General features: G+C 68.9%; 17 protein-coding genes. 14 read left to right on the top strand and 3 right to left on the bottom strand.

The genetic code is table 11. From position 1 onward, the window contains the following. From G5S38_RS07265 to ilvC, 14 genes are all read left to right on the top strand, one after another. Window positions 1-2,072, top strand: a 2,072-nt coding sequence (locus G5S38_RS07265; RefSeq protein ID WP_165066552.1) for an MMPL family transporter, incomplete at its 5' end; no start/stop codon positions are given. Continuing rightward, entirely contained in the window at window positions 2,069-3,982 is a 1,914-nt protein-coding gene (locus tag G5S38_RS07260) for a YhgE/Pip family protein (RefSeq protein WP_165066549.1), read from the top strand. The genes G5S38_RS07265 and G5S38_RS07260, both read left to right, overlap by 4 nt. Before the next feature lie 64 nt (window positions 3,983-4,046). After that, window positions 4,047-5,534, top strand: a complete 1,488-nt coding sequence (locus tag G5S38_RS07255) for an alpha,alpha-trehalose-phosphate synthase (UDP-forming) (protein ID WP_165066546.1) — start codon at window positions 4,047-4,049, stop codon at window positions 5,532-5,534. A gap of 5 nt (window positions 5,535-5,539) precedes the next feature. Beyond that, window positions 5,540-6,355, top strand: coding sequence for a trehalose-phosphatase (gene otsB, locus G5S38_RS07250; protein ID WP_165066543.1), 816 nt, complete (start codon window positions 5,540-5,542; stop codon window positions 6,353-6,355). Window positions 6,356-6,527: 172 nt separating this feature from the next. Next, window positions 6,528-9,461, top strand: a complete 2,934-nt coding sequence (locus G5S38_RS07245; protein WP_165066540.1) for a Na+/H+ antiporter subunit A — start codon at window positions 6,528-6,530, stop codon at window positions 9,459-9,461. Next, a complete protein-coding gene (locus G5S38_RS07240) occupies window positions 9,458-9,916 on the top strand; it encodes a Na(+)/H(+) antiporter subunit C (protein WP_165066537.1) in 459 nt (152 codons plus the stop codon). Before G5S38_RS07245 ends, G5S38_RS07240 begins: the two co-directional genes overlap by 4 nt. Continuing rightward, window positions 9,913-11,475 (top strand): Na+/H+ antiporter subunit D, encoded by a 1,563-nt coding sequence (locus G5S38_RS07235; protein WP_165066534.1) that lies wholly within the window; start codon window positions 9,913-9,915, stop codon window positions 11,473-11,475. The genes G5S38_RS07240 and G5S38_RS07235 overlap by 4 nt, the downstream gene beginning before the upstream one ends. Further along, entirely contained in the window at window positions 11,468-12,076 is a 609-nt protein-coding gene (locus G5S38_RS07230) for a Na+/H+ antiporter subunit E (RefSeq protein WP_165066531.1), read from the top strand. The genes G5S38_RS07235 and G5S38_RS07230 overlap by 8 nt, the downstream gene beginning before the upstream one ends. Further along, entirely contained in the window at window positions 12,073-12,363 is a 291-nt protein-coding gene (locus G5S38_RS07225) for a monovalent cation/H+ antiporter complex subunit F (RefSeq protein WP_165066528.1), read from the top strand. The genes G5S38_RS07230 and G5S38_RS07225 overlap by 4 nt, the downstream gene beginning before the upstream one ends. After that, entirely contained in the window at window positions 12,360-12,767 is a 408-nt protein-coding gene (gene mnhG / locus G5S38_RS07220; protein ID WP_165066526.1) for a monovalent cation/H(+) antiporter subunit G, read from the top strand. Before G5S38_RS07225 ends, mnhG begins: the two co-directional genes overlap by 4 nt. 53 nt (window positions 12,768-12,820) lie before the next feature. Beyond that, window positions 12,821-14,515, top strand: a complete 1,695-nt coding sequence (gene ilvD, locus G5S38_RS07215) for a dihydroxy-acid dehydratase (RefSeq protein WP_165066523.1) — start codon at window positions 12,821-12,823, stop codon at window positions 14,513-14,515. A 47-nt stretch (window positions 14,516-14,562) separates the two neighbouring features. Then, on the top strand, window positions 14,563-16,395 hold the full coding sequence (locus G5S38_RS07210; protein WP_165066520.1) for an acetolactate synthase large subunit: 1,833 nt from the start codon (window positions 14,563-14,565) through the stop codon (window positions 16,393-16,395). A 3-nt stretch (window positions 16,396-16,398) separates the two neighbouring features. Then, window positions 16,399-16,905, top strand: a complete 507-nt coding sequence (gene ilvN / locus G5S38_RS07205) for an acetolactate synthase small subunit (protein WP_165066517.1) — start codon at window positions 16,399-16,401, stop codon at window positions 16,903-16,905. A gap of 95 nt (window positions 16,906-17,000) precedes the next feature. Beyond that, window positions 17,001-18,026, top strand: coding sequence for a ketol-acid reductoisomerase (ilvC, locus tag G5S38_RS07200; RefSeq protein ID WP_165066502.1), 1,026 nt, complete (start codon window positions 17,001-17,003; stop codon window positions 18,024-18,026). A 115-nt stretch (window positions 18,027-18,141) separates the two neighbouring features. On the opposite strand, the gene G5S38_RS07195 is transcribed toward ilvC, so the two are convergent. From G5S38_RS07195 to G5S38_RS07185, 3 genes are read right to left on the bottom strand one after another with little or no spacing between them, the layout of a single operon-like run. Beyond that, window positions 18,142-20,436, bottom strand: coding sequence for a beta-xylosidase/alpha-l-arabinosidase (locus tag G5S38_RS07195; RefSeq protein ID WP_165066499.1), 2,295 nt, complete (start codon window positions 20,434-20,436; stop codon window positions 18,142-18,144). A 6-nt stretch (window positions 20,437-20,442) separates the two neighbouring features. Beyond that, a complete protein-coding gene (locus tag G5S38_RS07190) occupies window positions 20,443-21,330 on the bottom strand; it encodes a carbohydrate ABC transporter permease (protein ID WP_165066497.1) in 888 nt (295 codons plus the stop codon). Continuing rightward, a complete protein-coding gene (locus G5S38_RS07185) occupies window positions 21,330-22,370 on the bottom strand; it encodes a carbohydrate ABC transporter permease (protein WP_165066495.1) in 1,041 nt (346 codons plus the stop codon). The genes G5S38_RS07190 and G5S38_RS07185 overlap by 1 nt, the downstream gene beginning before the upstream one ends. Window positions 22,371-22,382: the final 12 nt, after the last annotated feature.

The raw sequence follows: 22,382 nt of genomic DNA, 5'->3' as shown, positions 1-22,382 counted from the left end.
CTGGCAAGTGTGTACAGGAGAGGGGTGGAAACCCCGCCCAGCGGCCGGGGTGGGGGGCCTACCGCGGGGCGAGGGCGCAGCCCCACCAGCCCGATGGGGGGGGGATGGATGCCGCCCCCGCCGTCACCGCGGAGGCTGGTTTCACCAAGCCGCGCCAGACCATGGGCCTGCGCTGGGTGTCGCTCGTGATGCGCGCCCCGATCCTCGCCACCGTCGGCGTCGTCGCCATCCTCGGCACCCTTGCCATCCCCGCGCTCAGCCTCGACCTCAACCTGCCCGACGGCGGGTCGGAGCCGGAGGGCAGCACCCAGCGCGAGGCGTACGACCTCGTCAGCGAGGGCTTCGGTCCAGGCTTCAACGGCCCGCTCGTCGTCGCCGTCGACATCACCCAGACCACCGACTTCATCGCCGACCTCGAGTCCATCGGCGACCGACTCGGCGAGCTCGACGACGTCGCCTCCGTCAGCCAGGGCATCCCCGACCCCGGCCTCGACACCGCGATCATCCAGGTCACCCCCGAGAGCGCACCCGACGCGGCAGAGACCAAGGACCTCGTGCAGGCCATCCGCGACATCGCGCCGGAGCTGCAGGACGAGTTCGACACCGCCATCACGGTCACCGGCACGACCGCCGTCGGCATCGACATCTCGAACCGCCTCACCAACGCCCTCGTGCCGTTCGGCCTCATCGTGGTCGGCCTCTCCATCGTGCTGCTGATGATGGTGTTCCGGTCGGTACTCGTGCCGATCAAGGCCGCCCTGGGCTTCCTGCTCTCGGTCGTCGCCTCGTTCGGTGTCGTCGTCGCGATCTTCCAGTGGGGCTGGTTCAGCGAACTCCTCAACGTGGAGAACCCCGGGCCCATCCTGAGCTTCATGCCCATCCTGCTGATGGCCGTGCTGTTCGGCCTGGCCATGGACTACGAGGTGTTCCTCGTCTCCGGCATGCGCGAGGAATTCGTCAAGAGCGGCAACGCGCGCTCCGCGGTGCGCCGTGGGTTCGGCAACGGGGCCCGCGTGGTCACCGCCGCCGCGCTCATCATGTTCTTCGTCTTCTTCGCCTTCGTTCCCGAGGGCTCCGGCACCATCAAGCCCATCGCGCTCGGGCTCGCCGTCGGTATCGCGTTCGACGCGTTCCTGGTGCGGATGACCCTGGTGCCCGCCGTGATGACCCTGCTGGGCCGCTCGGCCTGGTGGCTGCCTGCCTGGCTCGGCCGCCTCCTGCCCGACATGGACATCGAGGGCGAGAAGCTGCGCGAGCACCGCGAGGCCATCGAATGGGCCGAGACCCAGACCGCCGCCCAGATGACCGCGCGGGAGCTCGTCGTCGGAACCGCGGAGCGCGGCGTCGGGCCGATTGACCTCAGCGTGCCCCAGGGTGCCCTGGTGCTGACCTCCGGTGCCCCGCTCGACCGCCGGTTGCTCGCGGCGACGCTCGCCGGCCGCCTCGAACCCGTATCGGGCCTCGCGCAGGTGGCGGGGCATCCACTGCCGTCGGAGATGTCGGAGGTCGGCAGGCTCGTCGCCATCGCCGACACCGGCAGGAGCGACCGCGGCGACGGCGAGGTCACGATCGGTGAGCTCATCAGCGAACGCCTCGAACTGACCGGGTCGGTGTTCCGCAGCGGGTCGCTGCGCAGCCAGGCCGCGGCCTGGACGCAGCTGGTGACCGAGGCGATCGAGCGCTCGGCCGCGACCCGCACGGCCGGCGCCCACGCCGCCCAGGGTGCCGCGCGCACCCCCGTCGCCGTGACGCCGGACACCCTGGTGTCGCAGCTGCCCCAGCTCGAGCGGGCGGTCGCGCTCGCCGCGGCCGCGATCGCCGAACGCACCCCGGTGGTGATGCTCGACCTCAGCGACCCGTTCGCCGACCCGGCAGACACCGCCACGTTCCTCGACATCGTGTCGAGGCTCGCTCCCGTATCCACCACCGTCATCGTCGGATCCTCGGCGACCGCGGGCACCGGCACCCGCGACTCCGCGGGCAGGCCCGTCATCGTCGTCGCCATTCCGGGCGGCCCGCTTCCGTTGGCACCATCAGCCGCGGCATCCATCGCGAAAGGCAGCGCATCATGAGCCTGACCCCCGTCACCCCCGCGAAGCGCCGTCGGCGCCGCACGGCCGCGCTGGCCATCGTCACCGTGGTTCCCCTCGCCGTGGCCGGCTTCTTCATCGGTGCCCTCAGCCAGGCCGACGACCGTTTCGACACCATCCCGGCCGCGATCGTCAACTCCGACGAGCTCGTCTACCAGACGGCCGCCGACGGATCCGAGACGCCCGTATTCGCCGGACGGCAGCTCGTCACCGAGCTCACGAGCGAAGACAACGACGCGTTCGACTGGCAGATCACCAACGCAGAGGATGCAGAGGAGGCGCTCGCCGCCGGTGAGGTCTATGCCGTGCTGACAGTGCCGCAGGACTTCTCCGAGTCGATCCTGTCGCTGCAGTCCGACGACCCGCGCCAGGCACAGCTGTCGATCAGCACCGACGACGCGCACAGCTACCTCGCCTCGATCGCCGCCGAAACCGTCGGAACGGGCCTCGCCTCCACCTTCGGCCGTGAGATCACCGCCCAGTACCTCACCGGCATCTACTCGAGCATCGGCTCGGTGGGCGAATCGTTCGGAACGGCAGCCGACGGCGCCGACGGCATCGCCACCGGCGCCACCGACCTCGGCAACGGGCTCGGCGAACTCGCGACCGGCGCGGAGTCCGCCCAGACCGGTGCGACCAGCCTCGCCTCCGGCGTGCGCACCTATACCTCGGGGGTCTCCTCCCTCAGCAGCGGCCTCGCCCAGCTCGACACCGGGGCCAGCGGCCTCAGCGGCATCAGCACCGGCGTCACCGACTACACCTCGGGCGTCAGCGCCCTCGCCGGGCCGATTGCGGATGCCACGGCCCTGCTCACCGACGACAACCTGGCGAACGACCCCATCGCCGTCGCCACCCTGAGTGCCCTCTCGGGCAACCTCACCGGCCTCGCGGCCAACGGCCCGACGCTCGCCTCGCAGACCGCGAGCGGCATCACCGGCATCCAGGGCGGCATCTCGCAGAGCGCCACCGGGGCGTCGCGCCTGGCTGCCGGTTCGTCCGGGCTGACCACCGGAGCCGATTCGCTCGCCGGGGGACTCGGCGACCTCACGACGGGCGCGCAGTCTGCGGCATCCGGAGCCACCGCACTGGCCACCGGTGCCGGTGAACTCGCCGCTGGCCTGCGCACGGGTGCAGACTCGGTGCCCGCGATGGACGGAGATGCCGCGGCGGCGACCGTCGACGTCGTCACCGAACCCGTGGCCGTCGACGTGCAGCGCGAGAACGAGGTGTCGTCGATCGGCAGGATCATCGCGACCTTCCTCGTGCCCATCGGACTGTGGATCGGCGCCCTCGCCATCGTGATGGTGGCGCGCCGGGCAACCAGGAACGCGATGGCGTCGACGGGAAGCACTAGGCGCCTGGTGCTGTCGACACTCGCCAAGGCGGCGGGCATCGCGGCGATCCAGGCCGTCATCCTCGTCGCGATGCTGCACGTCGCGCTCGGCGTCGACTGGGCGCTGCTGCCACTGACCCTCGGGTTCAGCCTGCTCACCTCCATCGCGTTCACCGCGTTCCACCAGCTGCTGGTGGCGTGGTTCGGTCGAGCCGGCCTCGTCGTGTCGGTCGTGCTGCTCGCACTGCAGGTGACCGCGACGGGCGGCCTGTACCCGGTCGAGCTGCTCGCCGGCCCGTTCGAGGTGCTCAGCCCGCTGCTGCCGCTCACCTATGCCGTCTCGGGAATGCAGGCGATCATCGCCGGATCGGGTGCCAGCGTGCTGCTCACCTCGACCGTGGTGCTGCTCGGCTTCGGCGTCGTCAGCGCCATGCTCACCCTCAGCGCCGCCCGCCGTGCCCGCCGCACCAGCAATGCCGCGATCCTCGCGGTGCCCGTGACGGCGAGCCGGGAGGGCTCCACCACCGCCGGTCGAGTCAGGCCGGTTACGGCGGGCTGATAACCTTGGCAGCGCTCATGAGGCGACGCCACTCGGGCGATTCGACACAACGTGGGCACACTCGATGACACAGACAGCCGAACGTCCACCGGGGGACTACGACTTCGTCGTGGTGTCCAACCGACTGCCCGTCGACCGCGTCGTCGCGCCCGACGGATCCGCGAGCTGGCAGCAGTCGCCCGGGGGGCTCGTCACCGCCCTCGAGCCCGTGATGCGCGCCCGCGACGGCGCGTGGATCGGGTGGTCGGGGCAGCCTGACCTCGATTTCGAGCCGTTCGACAGTGACGGCATCCAGGTCGTCCCGGTTCGCCTGAGCGCCCGCGACGTCGAGAACTACTACGAGGGCTTCTCGAACGACACGCTCTGGCCGCTCTACCACGACGTCATCGCGCCGCCCACCTACCACCGCGAGTGGTGGGATACCTACGTCGAGGTGAACCAGCGGTTCGCCGAGGCTGCCGCCGCCGCGAGTGCGCCCGGTGCCGTCGTGTGGGTGCAGGACTACCAGCTGCAGCTCGTGCCCAAGATGCTGCGGCTGCTGCGCCCCGACCTCACGATCGGCTTCTTCGACCACATCCCGTTCCCGCCCTACGGCATCTACTCGCAGCTGCCCTGGCGCACCCAGATCATCGAGGGCCTCCTCGGCGCCGACGTGATCGGGTTCCAGCGGGTCGCCGATGCGAACAACTTCTCGCGCGCCGTGCGGCGGCTGAAGGGCTACACCACCAAGAGCCCGATCATCGAGGTGCCCCTCGTCGACGACTCCGAGGGCGTGCGGGTCACCGCCCCGATCCGCCGGGCCAAGGAATTCCGCCCGGTGATCGCCAAGGCGTTCCCGATCTCCATCGACTCCGCATCGTGGGAGGACCTCGCCCGTACCCCGTCGGTGCAGGCCCGCGCCAGGCAGATCCGCGCCGACCTCGGCAACCCCAAGACGATCATGCTCGGGGTCGACAGGCTCGACTACACGAAGGGCATCGGCCACCGGCTGAAGGCGTTCGGCGAGCTGCTCACCGACGGCAGCGTCGCGGTCGAAGACGTCACCCTCGTGCAGGTGGCCAGCCCGAGCCGCGAGCGCGTGCAGACCTACATGCGGCTACGCGACGAGATCGAACTCACCGTCGGCCGCATCAACGGCGACTTCGCGACCATCAGCCACACGGCGATCAGCTACCACCACCACGGCTACCCGCGCGAGGAGATGGCCGCGCTGTACCTTGCGGCCGACATCATGCTGGTCACCGCACTGCGCGACGGTATGAACCTCGTCGCCAAGGAATACGTCGCCACCCGCTTCGACGACGACGGCGTGCTCCTGCTCAGCGAGTTCGCCGGGGCGGCCGACGAGCTCAGCAAGGCCGTGCTGATCAACCCGCACGACATCGACGGCCTCAAGGAGGCCATCCTCGGCGCCATCGCGATGCCAGACCGCGAGCGGTCGGCGCGCATGCGCTCACTGCGCAAGCGCGTGCTCGGCAACGACGTCGAGAAGTGGTCGCGCGAATTCCTCGACGTACTGAACGACAGCGCAGCAGACGGCCGGAGAGGCTGAACCCCATGGTCGACGTAGACACCCCACCCCGGTACTCCCGCCTGCCGGAGCCCCTCGTCGGGGCGATGCGCGAACTCGCGAGGACCAGGCGCCTGCTGGTGGCCCTCGACTTCGACGGCACCCTCGCGCCCGAGGTCGACGACCCCGAGCGTGCGCGGGCGACCCCCGAAGCGCGCGAAGCGGTACTGCGTCTCCTCGCCATGCCCCACACCAGGGTCGCACTGGTCTCCGGGCGGGCCATCCGCAGCCTGGAGAAGGTCGCCGACCTGCCGGACACCACGCTGCTCGTGGGCTCGCACGGCATCGAGCTGCGCCTCGACACCCCCGACTTCACCGTCGACCTCGACACCCAGGAGATCAAGAACGTCGGGGTTCTGCACGACGTGCTCGCCGACGTCGCCGACTCGCTCGACGAGGTGTGGCTCGAGAAGAAGCCGGCCGGGTTCGCCCTGCACACCCGCCTCGCCACCGAGAAGGACAGCCGCATGGCGCACCTCGTCGCCATGAAGGAGACCGCGGCCGAGCTCGACGACCTCACCGTGCGCTCCGGCAAGAACGTGCTCGAATTCTCGGTGCGGTCAACCACCAAGGGCGAAGCCGTCGAACACCTCCGCGAGTACACGAAAGCCACCGCCGTGTTCTACGCCGGCGACGACGTCACCGACGAAGACGCCTTCGCGGCGCTCGGCGCCGACGACCTCGGTCTCAAGAGCGGGGAGGGATCGACCCTCGCCAACTACCGGGTTCCCGGACCGAAAGACGTCGCACGCGCTCTCGCGCTGCTCGCCGACCTGCGCGAGGGCGACGTTCACGAGCAGTAGCGGTACGCCGGCAATACCCCCGCGCGACGCCAGCGTGTCCCCCGGTCGGTCCACCGTCCGGGGGACCGCCGTCGGGGTCATCAGGGGGCGTCGGGTAGGCTTGACCCAGCTGCCGGAGGCTCCAGACACCCCTTCGCCAGTCCATTCGCCGATCTGACGAAGTGGGGGACACGTGACGATCCTCCTCGCCGTCTTCGCGATTGTTTCTGCATTCCTGCCCGCCCTGGCCAAGATTCTCGGCCGCCGGGTATTCCTGGTCGCCGCCACGGTGCCCCTCGCCGCATTCGTGCACACCATCTCGGTGGGCCCCGCGATCCTGCGCGGCGACGAGGTTCGCGAGAGCATCGCGTGGATCCCCGATCTCAGCGTGGTCATCGCCACCCGCCTCGACACGCTGTCGTGGGTGCTCGCCCTCATCGTCTCGGGCGTCGGCAGCCTCGTCATGCTCTACTGCGCCCAGTACTTCGGCAAGGACGAGAAGCACCTCGGGCGCTTCGCCGGCATCCTCCTCGCCTTCGCCGGGTCGATGTACGGACTGGTCGTCGCCGACGACGTCTTCGTGCTCTTCGTGTTCTGGGAGGCCACCAGCGTCTTCTCCTACCTGCTGATCGGCCACTACACCTCGAGCAAGACCAGCCGGGGTGCGGCCCTGCAGGCGCTGCTCGTCACCACCCTCGGCGGACTCGTCATGCTCGTGGGGCTCGTGATCCTGGCGGTCGAGACGGGAACGTCGCTGCTCTCGGAGATCATCGCGACCGCGCCATCCAATTCGCTCGTCACGACATCGGTCATGCTCGTACTCGTCGGGGCGCTCTCGAAGTCGGCGATCTTCCCGTTCCACTTCTGGCTGCCCGCCGCGATGGCGGCACCGACCCCGGTGAGTGCCTACCTGCACGCCGCGGCCATGGTGAAGGCCGGCATCTACCTCATCGCCCGCCTGTCGCCCGGGTTCGCCGAGACGCCGAGTTGGCAGCCCGTGCTCGTCGGCCTCGGCGTGTTCACCATGCTGCTCGGCGGCTGGACGGCCCTGCGCCAGACCGACCTCAAGCTCGTCCTCGCCTACGGCACCGTCAGCCAGCTCGGGTTCCTCACCGTGGTACTCGGATACGGGACCAGGGACGCCGCGCTGGCGGGCCTCGCGCTGCTGCTGGCCCACGCGCTGTTCAAGTCCGCGCTCTTCCTCCTCGTCGGCATCGTCGACCACCGCGTCGGAACGCGCGACCTGCGCAAGATCTCCGGGCTCGGCCGCCGGGAGCCCGTGCTCGCGACGCTCACCGTGCTCGCGCTCGCCTCGATGGCGGGCCTCCCGCCCACCTTCGGGTTCGTGGCCAAGGAAGCCATCTTCACCTCGCTGCTCGAGGGTGGGGAGGCGGGCGACGCCTGGGGCTGGATCGCGCTCGTCGGCGTCGCCATCGGCTCCGCCCTCACCGTCGCGTACAGCATCCGGTTCTTCTGGGGGGCGTTCGCCCGCAAGAAGGACGTCGACCCGGTCGGCGACGGCGACGCCGGTGCCGCGTTCATGTTCTCGCCGGCCCTCCTCGCCGCGAGCGGCCTGGTGCTCGGGTTCCTCGCGCCCGCCATCGACGACGCGATCGACGGGTACGCCGACAGCGTCGCCCCCGTCGAGGGCGAGGGGTACTACCTCGCGCTGTGGCACGGACTCGAGCCCGCCCTGTTCATCTCGGCAGGCAGCATCCTGGTCGGAATCCTGCTCTTCGTGGCGCGCAACCGCGTCATCGCCGTGCAGGAGCGCTTGAGCGGCGTGCCCACCGCCGATGGCGTCTACTGGCAGACCATGCGCTCGATCGACCGCATCTCGGCACGCACCACGAGCCTCACCCAGCGTGGCTCGCTGCCCTTCTACCTCGGCGTCATCCTGCTCGTCTTCGTCGTCGCGATGGGAACCGCGCTCGCCCTCAACGGCACCTGGCCGGCGGCGGTCCGCCCGTGGGACTCCACGGCCCAGGTCGCCATCGGCGTCGTGATGATCGTCGCCGCCATCGCGGCCACCCGCGCGGGCAAGCGGTTCCAGGGCGTGCTGCTGGTCGGCGTGACCGGGTTCGGAATGTCGGCCCTGTTCGCCCTGCAGGGTGCCCCCGACCTCGCCCTCACGCAGGCCCTGGTCGAAGTCGTGACCCTCGTCGCGTTCGTGCTCGTGCTGCGTCGCCTGCCCGCACGCCTCGGCCACCGCAACGGCACCGGCAGCCGCGGCATCCGCGCCGCCATCGGCATCTCGGTCGGACTCATCATGGGCGTCGCCGCGCTGGTCGCCCTCGGTGCCCGAACGGCCGACCCCATCTCGCTGGCCTGGCCAGAGCTGTCGTACATCGAGGCGCATGGACGCAACGTCGTCAACGTCGCGCTGGTCGACATCCGCGGCTGGGACACCATGGGCGAGCTGTCGGTCATCATCGCCGCCGCGACCGGCGTCGCCAGCCTCATCTTCATCAGTGGGCGCGCCGACGACGAGACCAAGGGCCGCCGCCGCGCCGCGAAGGCGGAGATGAAAGAGCGCCGCATCCAGGCCAAGGCCGAATCCGGCTCCGACAACCCCCGCACGTCCTGGCTGCTCGCCGGGCGCACCATCGCCCCCGAGAACCGTTCGATCCTGCTCGAGGTCGTCGTTCGCCTCACCTTCCACGCGACCATCGTGGTGTCGGTGTACCTGCTCTTCGCCGGCCACAACGCTCCCGGCGGCGGCTTCGCCGGTGGCCTGGTCGCCGGCCTCGCCCTCGTCGCCCGCTACCTCGCGGGCGGCAGGCACGAGCTCGCCGCCGCGGCACCGATCGACGCGGGCAAGATGCTCGGGGCAGGGCTCATCCTCGCCACCGGCGCGGCGGTCGTTCCCCTGTTCTTCGGACTCGACGCCCTCACCTCGCAGTTCTGGGAGGCGGAAGTGGCGCTGTTCGGGCACATCGAGTTCGTGTCATCCACCATCTTCGACGTCGGCGTCTACTTCGTCGTCGTCGGCCTGGTGCTTGACGTGCTGCGCAGCCTCGGCGCCCAGGTCGACCGCGACCTCGAAGAAGACGGCACTGCGAGGTCAGTGATGCCAGAAGCCGATGCCCCCGACACCACACCACAGACGGAAAGGACCGTCTCGTGAGCGCGTCACTGACCCTCGTCGTCATCATGGCGGTGCTGTACTCGTGCGGCATCTACCTGATGCTCGAACGCAGCCTCACCCGGGTGATCCTCGGATTCCTCATGGTGGGCAACGCCACCAACCTGCTGCTGATGATCGTCGCGGGGCCAGCCGGCCTCGCGCCGCTGGTCGGCGGGGGAGTCGACGCCGCCGAGATGACCGACCCGCTGCCGCAGGCACTCACCCTCACGGCGATCGTCATCACGTTCGGCGTCTCCGCCTTTCTGATGGCACTGCTCTACCGCTCGTGGCGGCTCTCGTCTGAAGACAACCTCGAAGACGACGTGGCCGACGTGGCCATGCGCGACAGCCCGGAGGCGCTGCCCGACGACGCGCCAGGTGTCGAACCACGCGTCGAAGCGGCAGACGAACCGGTCACCAGCGCAGACGGCACGACGAACGGAGGCACGCGATGATTTCGCTCGTTCCCCTCGTCGTCCTCATCCCGCTCGTCGCCTCGGCCCTCGCCCTCATCGTCGGACGTCGCCCCGGCGTGCAGCGCCTGCTCACCATCGGTGCGCTCACCGCGGTGCTCGTGATCAGCGTGATCCTGTTGGTCGTCGTCGACGGTGACGCCCCGCTGGTGATGGAGCTCGGCGGCTGGGAGGTGCCGTTCGGCATCGTGCTCGTCGTCGACCGGCTGTCGGCCCTCATGCTCGTCGTCTCGGCGACCGTGCTGCTCGCGGTGCTGATCTTCTCGGTCGGGCAGGGCCTCGCCGACGGTGACAGCGAGACCCCGGTCTCCATCTACTACCCGACCTACCTGATCCTGGCGGCGGGCGTATTCAACGCGTTCATCGCGGGCGACCTGTTCAACCTGTACGTCGGATTCGAGATCCTGCTGGTGGCGAGCTACGTTCTCATCACCCTCGGCGGCACCGAGCAGCGCATCCGTGCCGGCACGACCTACATCATCGTGAGCCTGCTCTCGTCGGTGCTGTTCCTCGCCTCGATCGCCATGATCTACGGCGCGGTCGGCACGGTGAACATCGCCCAGATCTCGGAGCGCATGGGCGGCATCCCCGTCGATGTGCAGATCATCCTGCACGTGAGCCTGCTGGTCGCGTTCGGCATCAAGGCGGCGGTGTTCCCGCTGTCGTTCTGGCTGCCGGACTCCTACCCGACGGCGCCCGCGCCGGTCACCGCGGTCTTCGCCGGCCTGCTCACCAAGGTCGGCGTCTACGCGATCATCCGCGCCGAGACCCTGATCTTCCCCGGCCCCGAACTCAACCCGGCGCTGATGGTGCTCGCCCTGCTGACCATGGTGATCGGCGTGCTCGGCGCCGTGGCGCAGGCCGACATCAAGCGGCTGCTCTCGTTCACCCTGGTCAGCCACATCGGCTACATGATCCTCGGCGTCGCCCTCGGCACCGCCGCGGGCACCTCGGCGGCGATCTTCTACATCGTCCATCACATCGTGGTTCAGACCACCCTGTTCCTCGCCGCCGGCCTGATCGAGCGCAGGGGCGGCAGCACGTCGATCAACCAGCTCGGCGGGCTGCTCAAGGCCGCCCCGCTGATCGCCGTGCTGTTCTTCGTGCCCGCGCTGAACCTGGGCGGCATCCCGCCGTTCTCGGGCTTCCTCGGCAAGCTCGCCCTCTTCCAGGCCAGCGCCGAGCAGGGCACCCCGCTCGCCTACATCCTGATGGCTGCGGGCGCCGCCGTGTCGCTGCTCACCCTGTACGCGTTGGTTAGGGTCTGGAACCTCGCGTTCTGGCGCCCCGCCTCCGACGTCGAGGGCTACGAGTCCGACCTGCTGGCCAATGTCAGCGAGGCCCCTGGGGCGACGACGACGCAGGTCAATCGCACCACCCCGAAGCTCATGACCGCAGCGACCGCCGGCATGGTCGTCGTCAGCGTCGCACTGACCGTGTTCGCCGGCCCGCTCTACGCGATCAGCGCCCGTGCCGGCGAGAACCTCGAGGGCCCGTCGTACTACGTCGACGTCGTCTTCCCCGGGTCGAACGATGAGTGACGGCAACGGCAACGGCAACGGCACCGTCGCGGTCGGCTCGGCGGTCGACGCCGGTGACCTCCACCCCTCGGTTCCCAGCGACCGCCGCACCTACTGGGAGCAGGCGCCCCTGTTCGTCGTGCTGGTCATCCTGTGGATGCTGCTGTGGGGCAATATCTCCTGGCTCAACCTCGCGACCGGCGCTGTGCTCGCCGTCGTGGTCATGCGGTTCTTCTACCTGCCGCCGATCCAGCTCTCCGGCCGCACGAACCCGCTCTGGTTCGTGGCGTTCCTCGGTCAGTTCCTGTTCGAGCTCACCATCGCGTCGTTCCAGGTCGCCGCGCAGGCGCTGCTCGGGCGCCGCGACGTGAAGAACTCGATCATCGCCGTGCAGCTCAGAACCCGCTCCGACATCGTGCTGACCCTCACCGCCATCGCGATGTCGCTGATGCCGGGCTCCTACGCCCTCGATGTCGACAGGAGGCGCTCCATCATCTACTTCCACGCCCTCAACACCCGTGACGCCGACGGGGTGCAGGCCGTTCGCGACGCAGCCCTGAAGACCGAACGGATGCTGGTGCGCGCGTTCGGCTCGTCAGCCGACCTGAGGAGCATCCGATGACCGTCACCCTGGGCGTGCTCTACATCACGATCGGCGTGCTCTTCACGGGCGGCGCTCTCGCCGCGCTGTACCGCATCGTCGTCGGGCCGTCGCTGCTCGACCGGCTGATCGCCTCCGACGTGCTGCTCACCACGCTGATCCTCGTCGTCGGAGCCGAGATGGTCTACAACGGCCACGAGCGCTCCATCCCGATGATGCTCGTGCTCGCCGCGACCGCCGTGCTCTCGACCATCGCGGTAGCGCGCTACGCATCAGGCCAGGGCACCAGAACGAAGGAGGGGTCATGAGCCTCGACGACGTCCTCGACATCATCTCCGCGCTGCTCGTGCTCGTCGGCGCGTTCCTCACCCTCGCGGCGGGCGTTGGCCTCGTGCGCTTCCCCGACGCGCTCGCGCGACTGCACGCCGCCACCAAGCCCCAGGTACTCGGCCTCATCGCGATCGTCATCGCGGTCGCCATCGAGGCGCGCAGCTGGCAGGTGCTCCTCACGCTCATTCCGGTGTTGCTGTTCCAGGTGCTGCTTGCACCCATCGCGGCGCAGATGGTCGGGCGTGCCGCCTACCGCACCGACAACTACCGCGCCGACCTGTCGCTCGTCGACGACCTCGCCGCCGACGTCGAGCGCGCGACGTCTGACGCCGAGCGCGCGAACGTCGATACCGACCGCACAGACCGCGACGATCGCGCCTGAGGGTCGCCGCCCCGGCGGGCAAACGCCGGGTGTGAGGGTTCTACACTCGTAACATGGCTGAAATAGACCCAAAACCCCGCTCCCGCGTCGTCACCGACGGCATCGAGGCGACGACCTCACGGGGCATGCTCCGGGCCGTCGGCATGGGCGACGCCGACTGGGACAAGCCGCAGATCGGCATCGCGAGCTCGTGGAACGAGATCACGCCATGCAACCTCTCCCTCGACCGTCTCGCGCAGGCCGCCAAGGAAGGCGTGCACGGCGGTGGCGGCTACCCGCTGCAGTTCGGCACGGTCTCCGTCTCCGACGGCATCTCGATGGGCCACGAGGGAATGCACTTCTCCCTGGTGAGCCGCGAGGTCATTGCCGACTCCGTCGAGGTCGTCATGCAGGCCGAGCGCCTCGACGGCTCCGTGCTCCTCGCCGGCTGTGACAAGTCGATCCCCGGCATGCTGATGGCATCGGCGAGGCTCGACCTGTCGTCGGTGTTCCTCTACGCGGGATCCATCGCGCCGGGCTGGGTCAAGCTCAGCGACGGTACCGAGAAGGACATCACGATCATTGACTCGTTCGAGGCGGTCGGCGCCGTCAAGGCCGGCCGGATGAGCCCAGAGGACGCCCACCGCATCGAGTGCGCATTCGCGCCCGGCGAGGGTGCCTGCGGCGGCATGTACACCGCGAACACCATGGCCAGCGTCGCCGAGGCCCTCGGGCTCAGCCTGCCCGGCTCGGCGTCGCCCGCCGCCGCCGACCGTCGGCGCGACTACTACGCGCACCGCTCGGGCGAGGCCGTCGTCAACCTGCTGCGCCTCGGCATCACCACCCGCGACATCCTCACCAAGCACGCCTTCGAGAACGCCATCGCCGTGGCCATGGCGCTCGGCGGATCGACCAACGTGATCCTCCACCTGCTGGCCATCGCCTACGAGGCCGAGGTCGACCTCACCCTCGACGACTTCAATCGCATCGGGGACAGGGTGCCGCACCTCGGCGACCTCAAGCCGTTCGGCAAGTACGTCATGAACGACGTCGACCGCCAGGGCGGTCTCCCCGTACTGATGAAGGCGCTGCTCGACGCCGGGCTCATGCACGGCGACGCGCTCACCGTCACCGGCAAGACGCTGGCCGAGAACCTCGCCGAACTCGCTGTCGACCCCCTCGACGGCGAGGTGCTGCGCACCCTCGACAACCCCATCCACGCGACCGGCGGACTCACGGTGCTGCACGGATCCCTCGCCCCCGAGGGCGCGGTGGTCAAGACCGCCGGTTTCGACGCCGACGTGTTCGAAGGACCCGCGAGGGTCTTCGAGCGCGAGCGCGCGGCGATGGATGCCCTCACCGAGGGCACCATCGGTGCGGGCGACGTCGTCGTGATTCGCTACGAAGGACCCAAGGGCGGTCCCGGCATGCGGGAGATGCTCGCCATCACCGCAGCCATCAAGGGGGCTGGCCTCGGCAAAGATGTATTACTCTTGACCGACGGGCGATTCTCAGGCGGCACAACCGGACTGTGCATCGGCCACGTAGCACCCGAAGCAGTGGACGCAGGGCCCATTGCCTTCGTGCGCGATGGTGATCTCATACGGGTCGATATCGCAGCTCGATCACTCGACCTCTTGGTCGACCCCGCGGAGCTGACCGCTCGCCGTGACGGCTGGAACCCCCTTCCCCCGCGCTACACCCGCGGCGTACTCGCCAAGTACTCGAAGCTCGTGCACTCCGCGGCCGTCGGCGCCATCACCGGGTAACCGGGCGTCGCCGCGACCACTCGCTACAACTAAGGACCCCCATACCCATGTCCACGGAATCCATCCCCGTGCCGACCGCCCGGCCCACCGCGCCGAGCGCTCCCACCGCGCCACGCGGCGCGACACCCGCAGAGCCGCTCGTGCTCACGGGGTCCGGCGCCATCCTCAAGTCCCTCGAGCACCTCGGCATCAAGGAGGTGTTCGGCCTCCCCGGCGGCGCGATCATGCCGTTCTACGACGAGCTCATGTCGTCGGAGGGCATCCGGCACATCCTCGTGCGGCACGAACAGGGTGCTGGCCACGCGGCGGAAGGCTACGCGTCATCCAGCAACCGACTCGGCGTGTGCATCGCCACGTCCGGGCCCGGCGCGACCAACCTCGTCACGGCGATCGCCGACGCGCACATGGACTCCGTGCCGCTGCTCGCGATCACCGGACAGGTGTTCAGCACATCGATGGGAACCGACGCGTTCCAGGAGGTGGACATCGTGGGCATCACGATGCCCATCACCAAGCACTCGTTCCTCGTCACCAAGCCGGAGGACATCCCGGCCACCCTGCAGGCCGCGTACCTCATCGCCACGACCGGGCGCCCCGGCCCCGTCCTCGTCGACGTGACCAAGGACTGCCAGCAAGCCAGCGCCGAATTCGTCTGGCCGCCCAAGGTCGACCTGCCCGGCTACCGCCCGGTCACCAAGGCGCACGGCAAGCAGATCCAGGCCGCGGCGCAGCTGCTCGCCGCAGCCAAGCGACCGGTGCTCTACGTCGGCGGCGGCGTCATCCGCGCGCAGGCGTCCGATGAGCTGCTGGCCCTCGCCGAGAGCACCGGCGCCCCGGTCGTCACCACCCTGATGGCCCGCGGCGCGTTCCCCGACTCTCACGACCAGCATCTCGGCATGCCCGGCATGCACGGCACCGTTCCCGCGGTGCTCGCCCTGCAGGAGGCCGACCTGCTGATCGCGCTCGGCGCCCGCTTCGACGACCGCGTCACCGGCAAGGCGAGTGAGTTCGCTCCCCACGCCAAGGTGGTGCACGTCGACATCGATCCGGCCGAGATCTCGAAGATCCGCCATGCCGACGTGCCGATCGTGGGCGATGCGAAAGACGTGATCGCCGATCTGACGGTCGCCTACGCGCTCGCTACCAGCGACGCACGCCCCGACATCGCGGAGTGGTGGACGCGCCTGAACGACCTGCGCACGCAGTTCCCGCTCGGTTACGACGAGCCAGACGACGGTCTGCTCTCTCCCCAGTACGTGATCGAGCGCATCGGCCAGATCACCGGCCCGGAGGGCGTCTACGCCAGCGGTGTCGGCCAGCACCAGATGTGGGCCGCGCAGTTCATCAAGTACGAGCGCCCGAACTCGTGGCTCAACTCCGGGGGAGCCGGCACCATGGGCTACGGCGTTCCCGCGGCGATGGGCGCGAAGGTGGCCCAGCCCGACCGCACCGTGTGGGCGATCGATGGTGATGGATGCTTCCAGATGACCAACCAGGAACTGGCGACCTGCACGATCAACAAGATCCCGATCAAGGTCGCGGTGATCAACAACTCGTCGCTCGGCATGGTGCGGCAGTGGCAGACCCTGTTCTACGAGGGCCGCCACTCGTTCACCGACCTCAACACCGGGCACGACACCGTGATGGTGCCGGACTTCGTCAAGCTCGCCGAGGCGTACGGCGCCCTGGGCATCCGCGTGACCCGCAAGGAAGACGTCGACGCCGCGATCAGGCTCGCCAACGAGACCAACGACCGCCCCGTCGTCCTCGACTTCATCGTGAGCCGCGACGCCATGGTGTGGCCGATGGTTCCGCAGGGGGTCGGTAATTCGTCCGTGCAGTACGCCAGGGAGCACGCTCCCGAATGGGAAGAGGAGTAGGCCATGAGCCACGTACTGTCGCTCCTCGTCGAGGACAAGCCGGGCCTGCTGACCAGGGTCGCCGGCCTGTTCGCCCGCCGCGGGTTCAACATCGAGAGCCTCGCCGTCGGCAAGAGCGAGATCGAGGGCCTGTCGCGCATCACGGTGGTCGTCGACGTCGAGGACCTCCCGCTCGAGCAGGTCACAAAGCAGCTCAACAAGCTGATCAACGTGATCAAGATCGTCGAGCTGGAGCCGTCGCAGACCGTCGAGCGCGAGCACATGCTCATCAAGGTGCGCGTCGACAACACCACCCGCAGCCAGATCCTCGAGGCCGCGAACCTGTTCAGGGCGCGCATCGTCGACGTGTCGACCGACGCCCTCGTGATCGAGGTCACCGGCGACACCCCGAAGACCCAGGCGCTGCTGCGCGTGCTCGAGCCCTACGGCATCAAGGAGATCGCGCAGTCCGGCCTCCTTGCCATCGGGCGCGGTTCGAAGAGCATCACCGAGCGCGTCTTCAAGAGCTGACCCGGAGGGCCCTCACGCGTCCAGGCGCGTCCACCAGCGTGCCCCGTCACGCACTCGACCACACCAAGCCCCGTCCAAACAAAGGAGTCATACCCATGACCGAAATCTTCTACGACAAAGACGCCGACCTGTCGATCATCCAGGGCAAGAAGGTCGCCGTCATCGGTTACGGTTCGCAGGGTCACGCCCACGCGCAGAACCTCCGCGACTCCGGCGTCGAGGTCGTCGTCGGCCTCAAGCCCGACTCGAAGTCCAAGGCCAAGGCCGAGGAGGCCGGCTTTACCGTGCTGCCCTCCGCCGAAGCGGCAGCGTGGGCAGACGTCATCGTCATCCTCGCGCCCGACCAGCACCAGCGCCACCTGTACGCCGACGACATCGCCGCGAACCTCACCGAGGGCAAGGCGCTCGTCTTCGGCCACGGCTTCAACATCCGCTACGGCTACATCACGGCCCCCGCCGGCGTCGACGTTCTGCTCGTCGCCCCCAAGGGCCCCGGCCACACCGTGCGCCGCGAGTTCGAGGCCGGCCGCGGCGTTCCCGTCATCGTCGCCGTCGAGCAGGACGCCTCCGGCGCAGCATGGGACCTCGCATGGTCGTACTCCAAGGCCATCGGCGGACTCCGCGCGGGTGGAATCAAGACCACCTTCACCGAAGAGACCGAGACCGACCTGTTCGGTGAGCAGGCCGTGCTCTGCGGCGGAACCTCGCAGCTCGTGCAGTACGGCTTCGAGACGCTCATCGAGGCCGGCTACCAGCCGCAGATCGCCTACTTCGAGGTGCTCCACGAGCTCAAGCTCATCGTCGACCTGATGTGGGAGGGCGGCATCGCGAAGCAGCGCTGGAGCGTCTCCGACACCGCGGAGTACGGCGACTACGTCTCCGGCCCGCGCGTGATCGACCCCTCGGTCAAGGAGAACATGCAGGCCGTGCTGAAGGACATCCAGTCCGGTGCATTCGCCGAGCGCTTCATCGCCGACCAGGACGCGGGAGCCCCCGAGTTCCTGTCGCTGCGCGAGAAGGGTGCAGCGCACCCGATCGAGGCCACCGGCAAGGAGCTGCGCGCGCTCTTCGCCTGGAAGCAGCAGGACGCCGACTACACCGACGGCAGCGCGGCCCGCTAGCTCGCGGCGGCCCCTCGCACGAACGACAGCGGGGCAGTCACGATCGAGAGATCGTGACTGCCCCGCTTCGCTGTATCCGGCGCCCATCAGGGGGCAATGGATGCAGGTGCCGCCGCTATCCGGTGTGCACGACCGAGCGCGCACCCGCGACGGTCACCCGACGGTCCTCGGGGGTGACGACGTGCTCGTCGCCCACCAGCTCGACCGACCCGGTGGTCTCCTTGTCAGCGCACGATCCGCCGACCCACAGTTCGACCTGCCCCGGCTCGACGATGCGATGGCCTGAGCGACCGGTGAACGCGAGCCTCGTGGTCGGAACGTCGAAGTCGACGATGGTGTCCTGCCCCGCCTCGAGGTCGACGCGGGCGTAGCCGAGCAGCTGCGCGACCGGACGGGTGACCTGCGCGTGCACGTCGCGGGCATAGAGCTGCACCACGTCGGTGCCTGCCCGCTCGCTCGTGTTGGCCACGCGGACCGACACCCGGAACGACGTCGCGGTGGGCGCTGTCTGCTCCACGGTCAGCTCGTCGTGGGTGAACGACGAGTACGACAGGCCGAAGCCGAACGGGCGAACCGGTGCGCTGCTCGCGCTGGTGATCTCGTTCGGTCCACCGAGCGTCGGGTGCAGGTACGAGTACGGCTGCGCCCCGGCCGACCGGGGGAGGGACACCGGCAGGCGGCCGCTCGGGTTCACCACTCCGGAGAGGATGCCGGCCAGCGCCGGTGCTCCTTCTTCGCCCGGGAAGAACGCCTGCAGCACCGCGTCGGGTACCGTCGCGGAGTCCAGTGCCCACGACAGCGAGTACGGCCGACCGGTCAGCAGCACCATCACGACGGGGGTTCCCGTCGCAACGATCGCCTCAACTAGTTCGCGCTGCACGCCGGGGAGCTCGAGGCTCTCGACGTCGTTGCCTTCGCCGACCGTGCCGCGCCCGAAGAGCCCGGCCCGGTCTCCGACGACCACCACGGCGACGTCGGCGGCGGTGGCCGCAGCCACCGCGTCGGCGATCGCGGAACGGTCGTGGCCCTCCACGGCGCAGCCGGCGACGTGCGTGATGTCACTGTCGGCGAACTCCGATCGGATCGCGTCGAGAACGGTGGGGATCTCGAACCCGATCTCGGTTTCCGGGTGGTGTGCCAGCACGTGGTTCGCGAACGAGTAGCAGCCCATCAGTGCCTCCGCCGAGTCGGCGTTGGGTCCGATCACCGCGAGGCGTGCTGGCGCGGCGAGGGGCAGCACGGAGTGGTTCGCGAGCATCACGACCGACTCCTCTGCGAGGCGCCGCGCCACGGCCCGGTGCGCCGGGCTGTCGAGCTCGATCTCGGTCGGCGGGGTGTCGAACGTCTCATCGAGAAGGCCGAGGCGCTCCTTCTGCATGAGCACCCGCAGCACCGCGATGTCGACGACCGACGGGTCGATGCCGCCATCCTGCAGCAGGCGCAGCAGCGGCTCGCCGAAGGCATCAGTGGTGGGCAGCTCGACGTCGAGTCCCGCGGTCAGGGCGAGGCGCGCGGCCTCCGCGCCATCCCTGGCGACGCCGTGCATCGTCTCGAGGAACCGCACGGCGAAGTAGTCGGAGACCACCACGCCCTCGAAGCCCCACGCGTCGCGCAGCAGGTCGGTGAGGTACTCGGATGTCGCGGCGACGGGCATGCCGTCGATCTCGGCATACGAGTTCATCACGCTGCGCGCTCCACCGTCGCGCACTGCCATCTCGAAGGGAGGGAGCAGCACGTCGGCGATCTCGCGGGGACCTGCGGATACCGGCGCGTGGTTGCGGCCGGAGCGCGACGCGGAGTAGCCCACGAAGTGCTTGAGCGTCGCGTCGATGCCCGCGTCCTGCAGTCCGCGCACGTAGGCGGTACCGATGGTGCCGACCACGTACGGATCCTCGGCGATGCACTCGTCGACCCGACCCCAGCGAGCGTCGCGGATGACGTCGAGCACCGGGGCGAGGCCCTGGTGAATTCCGAGGGCGTGCATCGAACCGCCGATGGTGCGGGCCATCTCCTCGACCGTATAGGGGTCGAACGACGCACCCCACGCGAGCGGGGTGGGGAAGGTCGCGGCCTTCCACGCCGCGAGGCCGGTGAGGCACTCCTCGTGCACGATGGCCGGGATGCCGAGACGGGTCTCCGCACGGAGGCGCCGCTGCTCGGTCCACAGCCAGTCGGCGCGCTCGATCGGGTCGACCGGCCGGGTGCCGTACACCCGGCTGAGGTGTCCGATGCCGTCCTTGCTGGCCTCGTCGTACTTCGTCGACGACGCCATCTCCCCGGCCATCGGGGCGACGAGGTCGTCGCCCTGGTCGACCCAGAAGCTGCCGAGCTGTCCGATCTTCTCGGCGAGGGTCATGGACTCCAGCAGCGCGAGTACGCGCGCTGAAGCCACGGTGTTGTCGGTAGTCATTGCGGATCAGCCCTTCACGGCGCCGGTGAGGCCACCGACGATGCGACGTTCGAACAGGCTGAAGAACACCAGTGCCGGGATCATCGACAGTGCGGTGAACGCGAGCACGCGGGCGGTGTCGACCGAGTACTGCGATGCGAACACCTGGGTTCCGAGCGGGAGCGTATACAGCGCGGGGTCCGCGAGGATGAACAGCGGGAGCATGTAGCTGTTCCAGCTGGCGATGAACGCGAGGATACCGACGGTGATCACCCCGGGGACCGACAGCGGGATCACCATGCGCCAGAAGAACCCGAGGCGCGAGCATCCATCGATCGATGCTGCCTCCTGCAGTTCATTCGGAATGGCTGCGAGGAATGGCACCAGGATGATAATCGTGATCGGCAGGGCGAATGCCACCTGGGGAATGATGACACCGGCGAGGGAGTTCGTCAGGCCGAGGTCGCGCACCAGGATGTAGAGCGGCGTGATCGCCACGGTCATCGGGAACATGAGGCCGGCGGCGAACAGGGCGTAGATGACGCCGCGGCCCCTGAATTGGTAGCGCGCGAGGCCGAATGCCGCCATGAGCCCCAGCCCGACGACGATGAGCGTCGTCGTGATCGCGGCGATCGACGAGTTGCCGACCTGCTGCCAGAACACCGCGTTGGTCAGGACCTCGGCGTAGTTCTGCCACTGCCACTCGACGGGGAAGCCCGACGGGTCGACGGTGATCGACGAGTTTGAGCGGAAGCCGCCGAGGATGATGAAGAGTACCGGCGTGAGCATCAACCCGATCAGCACGAGGGCGACGAAGTAGATGATCGGCGTTCCGCCGCGCTTGATGGAGGCGGGAGCCGGCTTCACGCGCGGCTCGGCCGCCTTCTGCGGCTTCTCGGAGATTGCGGTGGCCATCAGTTCTTTCCTCCGGTAACGGCGCCCGCGGTGTCGCGGCGCAACAGGAAGCGCTGGTAGATCAGCGCGACGATGAGCGACAGCACGAACATGACGACGGCGACGGCGCTTCCGTAGCCGTAGCTGCCCGAGTTGCGCCCGTTAGCGACCATGTAGGTCGCCATGGTGGAGGTTCCCGCCGTTCCGGCGACGTATTGACCCCAGATGATCCACACCAGGTCGAACAGTTGCAGCGAACCGATGATGGAGAGGAACGCCCAGATGCGGATGGTGGGCCCGAGCAGGGGCAGCACGATGTATCGCTGTACCTGCCAATAGGTCGCACCGTCGATCGATGCCGCCTCCGAGAGCTCCTCCGGCACGCCCTGGAGTCCGGCGAGGAAGAGGATCACGGCGAAGCCGATGTACTTCCAGGTGATGATGACGACGAGGGTCCAGATGGCGATTGCCGGGTTCGACAGCCAGTCCTGGGCGAGGTCGCCGAGTCCGACCTTCACGAGAAGGCCGTTCAGCGCGCCGTTGGACTGGAGCATCAGGCTCCACCCGATACCCACGACGACCTCGGCGATGACGTAGGGCACGAAGATCAGCACGCGGATGATCGACTGTCCACGCATCTTGCGGTTGAGCAGGAGCGCGAGTCCGAGGGCGAGGGGGCCCTGGAGGATGAGGGAGGCGACGGCGATGAATACGTTGTTGCCGAGGGCCTCGTGGAACGACGAGTCCGTGAGGATCGTCACGTAGTTGCGGATGCCCACGAAGTCGACGGCCGGGCCGTAGCCGGACCAGCTGAAGAAGCCGTAGTAGGCGGCGATGGCCACGGGGAAGATAACGAACGCGACGAACGTGATCAGCGCGGGGCCGATCAGGAGCGCCAGTTCGAGGCGGGGGATCCAGCCGCCGGATCGGCGACGCTTCTCCCCCGCGGGAAGACGGGCGGGCGACGCCGACGGGGGCAGCTTGGCTGAGCTGCCCCCGGCGGTGTTCGTCGCCCCTGGCGCGCCCGCGATGTCGCGGGACGTGTCCTGGGCTGATGTCATGGTTCTGTCGTA

Source organism: Marisediminicola senii (assembly GCF_011057645.1).
In the GTDB taxonomy this organism is placed as follows: domain Bacteria; phylum Actinomycetota; class Actinomycetes; order Actinomycetales; family Microbacteriaceae; genus Marisediminicola; species Marisediminicola senii.
Note: the sequence above shows the minus strand (reverse complement) of the source record. Positions and strands in the feature narration are given on the sequence as shown.